Here is a 9,555-nt window from a genome sequence, read left to right on the forward strand (position 1 = left end):
AACTTAGCTTCTAGAGCAAACCCTGATTAGACAACAGTTGATAAGCAATGCTAATGCCAGCACTGCTGAATATTTTTAAGCAGGTGAGTCAAGAGTGATGAATGAAGCTAACACCTCAAACAAGGGGGCTGTGACGGAATCCCTAAATTCTGCTAATTCGCCACAATCAGAGCAGGCGAGTTGTCCCTTTTACTCAGTTGTGCCTAATGACAGTATGGCAGTTAGACAACTGCCACTTCTCATGCCAGTTCAAGATACACAATTTTCACCAGATACTACCCAGCAAGACTGGGTTGCAGAGCCTGAAAGCGGCAAACAAGCACTTATTGACTCGGAATTTCAGAACCTGCTGGCATTGAATGAAGAATTACGTGGGGCTAACAATAATTTATATGAACAAGTGGAGCAGCTAAAAGACAACTTAGCTGAGTCAGAAAAGGTTTTGCAGTGGCAGAAAACCCGTTCCAGTGTTAGTGAGTCGATGCTTAATCAACATACTCAGGAATTGGCTGCTGCTCAAGAACAGATAAAATCCCTATTTCAACAATTAGAAACTGCCGTACAAACTGTTCAACGCCAAGAAATTTTCATTGATACTCATAAAGCACAGCTCCAAATTAGCCAACAACGCCTTGCCCAGTTAGAGCGAGAGTGTACATTGCTACACACTAACAACAACGAACAGTCTCAGCAGCTATTGCAATCAGAAAATGCTTGTCGGGAGTTACGTACTAGACTGATGCGACAACAACGCCAGACGCTGCAATTCAAAGCAGCTCTGGAGAAATGTCTAGATACACCGGTTCCTAGCTATGATTCCCTGGAGGATGCTGCAAAACATCCTAAAGATATAACTAGTAGCCAAGGAAGATTTTCTAGGAAAGCTCGGTCTTTGTTTCCTAACGCCCAGCCAATAAAACCTTGGTCAGCAGAAGCAGAATCCTTGAGTGATGATCTAGATAATTCTTGGGGCGAACCCTCAGCGCCAATCCCATTTCAAAGAAATGAAGCCACTCCAACAACCTCATCTCCTTGGAACTGGACAGTTAAGCAAGACACGCCAACACCGACACAACCTGCGCCATCTCCAGAAATTGAGGATTCTCCACACACAGAGGAAGCTGTTTCACCTTTGGGTTCATCAAATTTGGATCAGCAATTAGATAGTCTAATTCAAATGTTTTTCACCTCCCAGCCTGCATCTGCATCGCCACCGCCTGTTGCGAAAACAGATGTAGGTGATGCACCAATCTGGGAGACTTTAGCAACAATTCTAGAAGACGGTGAGGAGCAGTTGGAAGCAGAAATCAATCCTCCTGCAACTACCTCCACTTCTTGGAGGAAAGATTCTGGGCATTCGCCAGCGAATAACTTACCAGTTTCTTCTACTTCACCTCACACCGAGACGCCTGTTGGAGAAACCGAAGATTACTGGTCAGAAGTTTCACAATTGACACAGTTGGAATTGTCGGCAGATGATTTGTCGCCAGTGTCATTAGGTGATAACACCAATGATGGCAATTCACCCTCACCAGTGGTTTATCCCCAGCGTCCACCCAAGGGGCGTAAGTCATTGGCATCTGTGGAACTGCCGAATTTTCGCCCTAAGAGTTAATAATTGAGTTGTCATTTGTCGTTAGTCATTTGTCGTTAGTCATTTGTCTAATACTAATGACTAATGACTAATTGAGAATTCTTGCTTCTGACTTGGGAATTATGGCTTGTGGGTTAGTTTTTGCTACCTGACTGCGCGATCGCGGTTTGCCTGTGGCGATCGCATAATTAACTGCCAATAGCCACAGCCACAAGCCTGGATTTCGGGGTTCCAGCCAAGAACCTACCCGATTCAAGAAGCCCCCAAACCACGGACTCAATAAAGCGCTAACCAGGGCATGACGACCGAAGTTGAAATAACTACCAAGCCATCGCACTAAATCTCTAGGCCCAGCAAGTTCCCAAATCCATAAAAGCAAGGCAGGATTTTTCCTGGCTGCTTTCAGTGCTAGGCGGTTAAAGGTTAACCAATCACACTTATCTTTGATGAAATTATCTGCCACCTCTAGCGGTTCGTCTGCTAACAGCCCAAAAAAGGTGTTGAGCATGGCGTTAATTCGTTGGGGTGGTAAAAATTTCCCTGTGGGCACCATCATGCCTTTGGAAAATAGCCAAGTCACGGAAACGTTACTTTGGTAGGCGCGAATTTGGTTCAAGTGTCGGAAACTCAATAAGTCATGTTTGAGAGCAGTATCCAACAGGGTTGTTAAGCGTTCTAAGTTGCGAACTAGGGAACCAAAACCCGTGAAGACGAGGGGAGACTGGAGTGATGCGGCATCACCGATCGCAATCAATCGATCAAAGGCAATTGTGCGATCGCTACTTCCCACACTAAAATGCCCCGGTATATACCCAAATGTCGGCTTCTTCCACACCAATTTGTCCATATCGCACCGACGATACTCTGGCAAAATCGTGAAAAAGTCCTCATACATCTCTAGCAAGGAACCGGGATTTTCAGCATTGACTTCGTGGTAATGAAATAAATAAATCGTCAGTTCATCACCTGCACCGGGAAATAATTCCCAAATCAGCTGCCTTCCCCGCGAAATATCGCCATGACTGTAAAGAACGTCCCCATATTGAGAATCCCATACCCCCGGCTCAAATCCGCTCTCAATTGCCGCTCCTACCGTCGGACACACACTATCAAAGGCACGACCACCATTTAATTGCCAAGCGATGGGCGACGCAGTGCCCATTGCATCGATTAGCAGTCGTCCACTTACTTGTTTTTCTATTTGACTAGGTAAGTGCTTGACTTTCAAATGAACTTGTGATATATCAATATCTGCACGGATAAATTCTGTTTCATCCCAAATATCACCGCCTGCCGCTTGCAGTTTTTGCCCGCACATTTGGAGCCATTTTTCGGAATCTAAGCCTAAATTTAGGACTGTAGGTGTGTGGAGGATAGGCGATCGCAGTTTGGATGGATTATTGGCATCAAAAAACTTATTGAATCCATCCTTGTATTCCCTGGCAATGATGGTTTCTAACTCAGTGGGGGTGACTAAACCCAGGTTAACCAAGCTTTGAATCTCATCGCGCGAAATATTCCATTCTCGGTTCATCCGTCCAAAGGGCATTCGTTCCACCAGCAAGACTTTATATCCCAGTTTTGCCATCAGTGCTGCATGAATTGCACCTAGTGCGCCGCCGATATAGATGATGTCGTACAGGGGATTAGTGATTGGCGATTGGGTATTGGGATTACCTTTTACCCAGTCCCCTTGACTAGAAAACACCACTTGACGCGGCTGCTGCGGATTCCGTACTCCTTCGCGCCATCGTTGTTCCCACCAGTAGGCACGCGTTAGGTCATATTCACCGTTGGGCATTTTCTGAAAATATTTGACGGTGAGGGGGTAAACAGAGCCTAGTGCGGCAAAAATCGATTGCTGGGATAAATCAATTGCTGGCGGTTCTGGGTAATGGTGCGGAAAACGGCTTCTGATTTCCTTGGTCAGGCGTTGCAGGATTTGTGCCTCACTGGGAAAGGGTTGTTCTGCCCAACGAAACACTTTTAGATAGGTAGTTCGTTGCACCGACCAGACAAATACCGAAAGTTCCACAGGCAATTTTTCGGAAATAGCCACCCCAGCAGTTGTAGTAGCACTGGCTATTTTCAGGCGAAAGCCTGATGGGGTAAGCACTTTTTCTCCATTTCCGGGTTCAAAATCTGTTTGTAACCAGCTACGCACAGTTGCTATATCCGCAGTTGGAACTTCTAAATAAAGGATTTCTCTCATCGTTTCCTGACATCTCCCTTCAATCTATTCACTAAGACAGATTTTATGAATGCACAAAGTAAGGTAAACTCCGCCCTATTAGTTTCGTAAAGATTCAGTGAAGAAATTTTAAGATTTTGTCAAATTCATTGTTCATTTTAAAACTGTAACCCCACGCCATGAATTATCCCATTCCAGACAGTCCCCAAGAAATTGTTGCCCTGCGACAACAGCCGATTGATGAAGAACTAGTTGCCAGTGCGATCGCTGGAGTAATTAGAATTGTCCGCGCTCAGGGTCAATCTTTGGAAGAATTAACCGCTCAGTTGCTAGCGGATGATCCACTGCTGGATCAGCAACAACGTCGCTGGTTGAGCAAATTAGTTGCCCAATCCTGGGAAAAGTTCTCCTAAAACCTTGTGTATGATCAAGTTTTTGTCGCAGCATTAGATTTCTAGGTTTGCACCTAAATATTGGGATATTAGCGTTGGCTTTGCCCAACCTAGGCATCGCATTTTAGGTATAGGAGTAACAATAATTGTCGGTATGGGATTGGCAATTGGGTTGCTATTTTTGTATTCACGGCAGAGAAGCCACTAAATTAACCATATCAGCGTTTTACCTTGCTAATGAATTTTACAACCTTCTGAAACGGAAAGACCTGTGGTTTGTACCAGAGGTCTTTTTTATGGATCAATTCTCATGCTGTTTAAGTAGCGCGTCGACATCTTAGGTGAATTCTAGTAATAAAATTACCATAGGCGTTGGTTTCGACTACTTCGACTTCGCCCTTCGGCTACGCTCAGGGCGGAGCCGAGGTAAGTCGAAACTCGTCAACATAGGTATTTTTTTCATCAGAAATCACCTTAGCGAAATAAATGTTTTTGGCACATAGCTCAGTTGTGCGATCGCTTGCCCTCCTGCTCAAAAAGTGTAAAATATGTTTACACTAAATAATAGTTTTTGTCAAGCAGAAGTTTTTACCGCCGTTGACCCTTGAGAGTGCAGCAACAAACCATATTCCAATCCTTCCACCACCGCTTGATAGGAGGCCTCCAAAATATTGGTAGAAACCCCTACTGTTGTCCAGCGTTGACGACCATTGCCTGATTCTACCAACACACGGGTTTTCGCAGCAGTACCCGTATGTCCGTTGAGAATCCGCACTTTGTAATCTGTCAAATCAAAGGTTGCTATTTGGGGATAAAAGTTAACCAAAGCCTTGCGTAAAGCTGCATCCAAAGCTGCTACGGGGCCGTTACCTTCCGCCGCCTCCAAAATATTTTTCCCGTCAACACCAATTTTGACTGTAGCTAGGGCATTGCTAGTTTCTTTCCCCTCAATCAAGTCGCAGTGGACTTGAAAACCTTTGACTTCAAAAAACTTTTGACGATCTCCTAAAGCTTCGTGCATCAACAGCACAAAACTGGCCTCTGCTGCTTCAAATTGAAATCCTTCACTCTCCAAATCTTTGAGGCGCTGGAGAATTTCTCTGGCCTCTGCCTTTTGCTGATCGAGTTCAATGCCAAAACTGCGGGCTTTGGCTAAAACATTGCTCAGTCCCGACTGTTCAGAAATCACAATGCGGCGACGATTCCCGACTTGTTCCGGTTGAATGTGTTCGTAAGTTAGGGGATTACGTTCTACGGCTGATACATGAATACCGCCCTTGTGAGCAAAAGCCGAACGTCCCACAAAGGGGGCGTGTTCATCTGGTGCGAGGTTGACTACCTCACTCACAAAACGACTAGCTTCTGTAAGTTGTGTGAGCTGGTCTTCTGTGATACAACTGTAACCCGCCTTCAGTTGTAAATTGGGAATTAACGAACAGAGGTTAGCATTACCGCAACGTTCACCATAACCATTAATCGTGCCCTGTACCATCTTTGCCCCTGCCATCACGGCGGCCATTGCGTTAGCAACCGCCATTTCCGAATCGTTATGAGTATGAATTCCAATTTGAGGGATTGGTGATTGGGGATTAGGGACTTGTACTGAGCGACTTGTGCCGAGCGGAGCCGAGGTAAGCCGAAGTATTGGGGATTGGGAAGATTCTTTCCTACTTCCTAATCCCCAGTCCCCAGTCCCCGATACCCATTCCCCAGTCACCTTTACCACATCTTGAACAATTTGGCTAATTTCGTGAGGTAAAGTGCCGCCATTGGTATCACAGAGGACTAGCCATTCAGCACCAGATGCGATCGCCACCTCTAATGTCTGTAAAGCATAATCTCGATTGTGCTTATAGCCATCAAACCAATGTTCAGCATCGTAGATAATGCGACGGCCTTGAGAACGGAGGTACTCAATTGTGTCGCCAATCATCGCCAAATTTTCTGCTAATGTCGTCTTGAGTCCGGTTGTCACGTGTAAATCCCAAGACTTGCCAAAAATCGTTACCCAGCGAGTTCCCGCAGCCAAAATATCCTGTAACATTGGTTCGGTTGCGGCAGTGGAGTTGGGGCGGCGAGTCGAACAAAAAGCCACAATTTCAGCTTGTTTGAGCGGATTTTCTTGGAGTTGCCAGAAAAATTGTACATCCTTGGGATTGGCACCAGGCCAACCGCCTTCAATAAAAGGAATTCCCAGTTGATCGAGTCTACGAGCAATGCGTAACTTATCTTCTATCGATACAGATAGCCCCTCGCGCTGAGTGCCATCGCGTAATGTAGTGTCATAGAGCCAAAGTTGAGGTGAAGAATTTGTGGTCATAAAACTGGGACCGACGAGACAACTTTCGAGGCAATGTGTCAATATACAACAAAAAGCCAGTTTGGCAATTTAAAAATGCCTAAGGTAATAGCTGAAGGTAAAACAATTGATTGCGAACAGGGAAGCAATCTCCGAAAAATCTTGCTGCAAAATAGTATTGACCTCTACAATGGCGGTGCTAAGGTAATAAACTGTCGGGGCATTGGCAGTTGCGGTACCTGTACGGTTAAGGTAGAGGGCAAAGTATCAGCAGCGAATTGGCGCAATCGAGCGCGGCGTTCGCTTCCTCCCCATTCTTCTACAACAGACTTACGTTTAGCCTGTCAAACTCAGGTTTTAGGCGATGTGAAAGTGACAAAGTTTGATGGATTTTGGGGACAAGGTTCTCGAATAGTGTGGACACCAAAAGGTTAAAAAGGAGTTAAGACAAGATGGGTAGATGGACACCCTTAATTTTAATGGCTGGAGGTTTGGCCATTTTGCTTGGTACATTACTAGGCATCAACTTTCCGATGGGGGTACAAACTGCTAACGCTCCCGGTGGCAAAGCAGCAAAAGTTTTACCAGCTAATATCAATGTTAATAGCAGTGCTGGCAGCAAGAACGATGAAACTGCAACTGAAGGAAATGAAACAACTGAAACGAACGAAAATAAGCGCAGTATTGTAGCCCCAAGACCTGACAACAGGACTAGCGTTGCCCAGAATCCTTCCACTGACTCAACCTCACCTGCTGACAATACAACAGACAGCAATACAACAGACAGCAGTACAGATACTTCAGAAACAAACACGCCATCCAAATCCAGCGATACAAATCAAAGCAACGAACCAATTCGTGCCTTGTGGTAACGATAGATCCGTCTTTAGTTACGAGTTATAAGTTATGAGTTATGAGTTATAAGTTATGTACTAATAACTAATGACCAATGACTAATGACTAATGACTAGTGAGACTGTAATTATTGGTGGCGGCGTTATTGGTTTAGCGATCGCCATTGAACTGAAACTGCGCGGTACCAACGTCACCGTGCTTTGTCGTGACTTCCAGGCTGCCGCTACCCACGCCGCCGCCGGAATGTTAGCACCAGATGCCGAAAACATCCCCAATGGGGCAATGCGTTCCTTGTGTTGGCGATCGCGTTCTTTATATCCCGACTGGACACGCAAATTAGAAGAACTAACCGGCTTAAATACTGGCTACCGTCCCTGCGGTATCCTCGCACCCGTCTTTGAAGAGGCAGGGGGGCAGGGAGATGAGGGAGCAGGGGGAGCAGGGGGAGCAGGGGGAGTAAATTCTTCTTCATCCCCCTCATCCCCCTCATACTGGTTAAACAAAGAGGCAATTCATCAATCTCAGCCAGGATTGGGAGCAGAGGTAGTTGGTGGCTGGTGGTATCCTGAAGACGCACAAGTTGATAATAAGGCTCTAGCTCACGTATTGTGGACGGCGGCTGAGTCTGTTGGTGTTGAACTCAAAGACGGCATTACAGTAGAAGCATTGTTACAGCACCAAGGAAAAGTGGTTGGCGTGCAAACCAATGCGGGAATAATTCGTGCCGCGCACTATGTTTTAGCTTCAGGTGCTTGGTCAAATGAATTGTTACCATTGCCCGTGCATCCCAGAAAAGGACAAATGCTGAGTGTGCGGATACCGGAATTGGTGCCGGAATTGCCTTTGAAGCGGATTTTGTTTGGGCAAGATATTTACATCGTACCAAGACGCGATCGCCTGGTTATTGGAGCAACCAGCGAAGACGTTGGCTTTATCCCCAATAACACCCCAGAAGGCATTGAAAAACTACTACAAGCTGCTATCCGGCTGTATCCCCAACTAAAGCATTATCCCATCCAGGAATTTTGGTGGGGATTTCGTCCAGCCACCCCTGATGAGTTGCCTATTCTTGGTAGTAGCTACTGCCAAAATTTAACCCTTGCTACTGGCCATTACCGCAACGGGATTCTACTTGCGCCCGTCACAGCTGCCTTGATTGCCGATTTCATCTTGTCACAAAAATCTGACCCCCTACTTGCTAATTTTCACTATTCGCGTTTCCAGTCCAAGCCATCTACCTCCACCCCAATGCTGACTCACTCTGCCAATTTTTCCAACGGGCATCGTACCCCAGACGCGATGAATCGCGTCTCTACAAATTCCCCATTAATTATCGCTGGCAAAACCTTCCAATCCCGCTTGATGACGGGAACCGGTAAGTATCGCAGCATTGAGGAAATGCAGCAAAGCATCGCCGCCAGCGATTGCCAGATTGTCACTGTGGCGGTACGACGGGTACAAACCAAAGCCCCCGGACATGAAGGTTTAGCTGAAGCCTTAGATTGGACGAAAATTTGGATGTTACCCAATACCGCAGGTTGTCAAACTGCTGAAGAGGCGATTCGGGTGGCGCGTTTGGGACGAGAAATGGCTAAATTGTTGGGACAGGAAGATAATAATTTTATAAAGTTAGAAGTAATACCTGATCTTAAGTATTTACTCCCAGACCCAATTGGAACGCTGCAAGCAGCAGAACAATTAGTCAAAGAAGGCTTTGCAGTATTGCCATATATTAATGCTGACCCCATGCTGGCCAAGCGCTTAGAAGAGGTAGGTTGTGCTACAGTAATGCCTTTGGCATCACCGATTGGTTCTGGGCAAGGGCTAAAAACAACTGCGAATATCCAAATCATCATTGAAAATGCAGGTGTGCCAGTGGTGGTAGATGCCGGTATTGGTTCACCCTCAGAAGCAGCCCAGGCAATGGAATTAGGAGCAGATGCTTTGTTGATTAATAGTGCGATCGCTCTTTCTCCAAACCCAGCAGCAATGGCTCGCGCTATGAATTTAGCAACAGTTGCCGGTCGTCTAGCATACCTTGCTGGCAGAATGCCCATTAAAGATTACGCTAGTCCTAGTTCACCTCTAACAGGGACGATTACTAGTTAGGGATTGGGGACTGGGGACTGGGGAATAGGGAATAGGGAATAGGGAATAGGGAATAGGGAATAGGGAATAGGGAATAGGGAATAGGGAATAGGGAATAGGGAATAGGGAATAGGGA

The 9,555-nt window shown here is 46.0% G+C and carries 7 protein-coding genes; 5 read left to right on the forward strand and 2 right to left on the reverse strand.

Features of this window, described 5'->3' with window-relative positions:
• The first annotated feature begins 97 nt into the window (after positions 1-97).
• Complete coding sequence (locus V7K50_RS15225; RefSeq protein ID WP_334961327.1) at positions 98-1,615, forward strand: hypothetical protein; 1,518 nt, start codon at positions 98-100, stop codon at positions 1,613-1,615.
• A gap of 67 nt (positions 1,616-1,682) precedes the next feature.
• Here the strand turns inward: V7K50_RS15225 and V7K50_RS15230 are convergent, their stop codons facing one another.
• The gene (locus V7K50_RS15230; protein WP_334961329.1) at positions 1,683-3,806 is read right to left on the reverse strand and encodes an NAD(P)/FAD-dependent oxidoreductase; all 2,124 of its coding nucleotides are present in this window, start codon (positions 3,804-3,806) and stop codon (positions 1,683-1,685) included.
• Positions 3,807-3,964: 158 nt separating this feature from the next.
• Between V7K50_RS15230 and V7K50_RS15235 the strand changes: the two genes are divergently transcribed.
• Entirely contained in the window at positions 3,965-4,198 is a 234-nt protein-coding gene (locus tag V7K50_RS15235) for a hypothetical protein (protein WP_334961331.1), read from the forward strand.
• 553 nt (positions 4,199-4,751) lie between these two features.
• Here the strand turns inward: V7K50_RS15235 and cimA are convergent.
• The gene (gene cimA / locus V7K50_RS15240) at positions 4,752-6,497 is read right to left on the reverse strand and encodes a citramalate synthase (RefSeq protein ID WP_334961333.1); all 1,746 of its coding nucleotides are present in this window, start codon (positions 6,495-6,497) and stop codon (positions 4,752-4,754) included.
• 75 nt (positions 6,498-6,572) lie between these two features.
• On the opposite strand from cimA, the gene V7K50_RS15245 reads away from it, so the two are divergent.
• The 3 genes from V7K50_RS15245 to thiO all read left to right on the forward strand — a co-directional run bounded on the left by V7K50_RS15245 (position 6,573) and on the right by thiO (position 9,440).
• Positions 6,573-6,911, forward strand: a complete 339-nt coding sequence (locus V7K50_RS15245; protein ID WP_334961335.1) for a 2Fe-2S iron-sulfur cluster-binding protein — start codon at positions 6,573-6,575, stop codon at positions 6,909-6,911.
• Positions 6,912-6,928: 17 nt separating this feature from the next.
• Positions 6,929-7,348 carry a hypothetical protein gene (locus V7K50_RS15250; RefSeq protein WP_334961337.1) on the forward strand — a complete coding sequence of 140 codons (420 nt, stop codon included), beginning with the start codon at positions 6,929-6,931 and terminating at the stop codon, positions 7,346-7,348.
• Between the two features lie 91 nt (positions 7,349-7,439).
• Positions 7,440-9,440: a glycine oxidase ThiO gene (thiO, locus tag V7K50_RS15255; RefSeq protein ID WP_334961338.1), complete on the forward strand. Its 2,001-nt coding sequence runs from the start codon at positions 7,440-7,442 to the stop codon at positions 9,438-9,440.
• The last annotated feature ends 115 nt before the right edge of the window (positions 9,441-9,555 follow it).

Origin of the sequence: Nostoc sp., assembly GCF_036917135.1 — a bacterium.
GTDB lineage: Bacteria > Cyanobacteriota > Cyanobacteriia > Cyanobacteriales > Nostocaceae > Nostoc.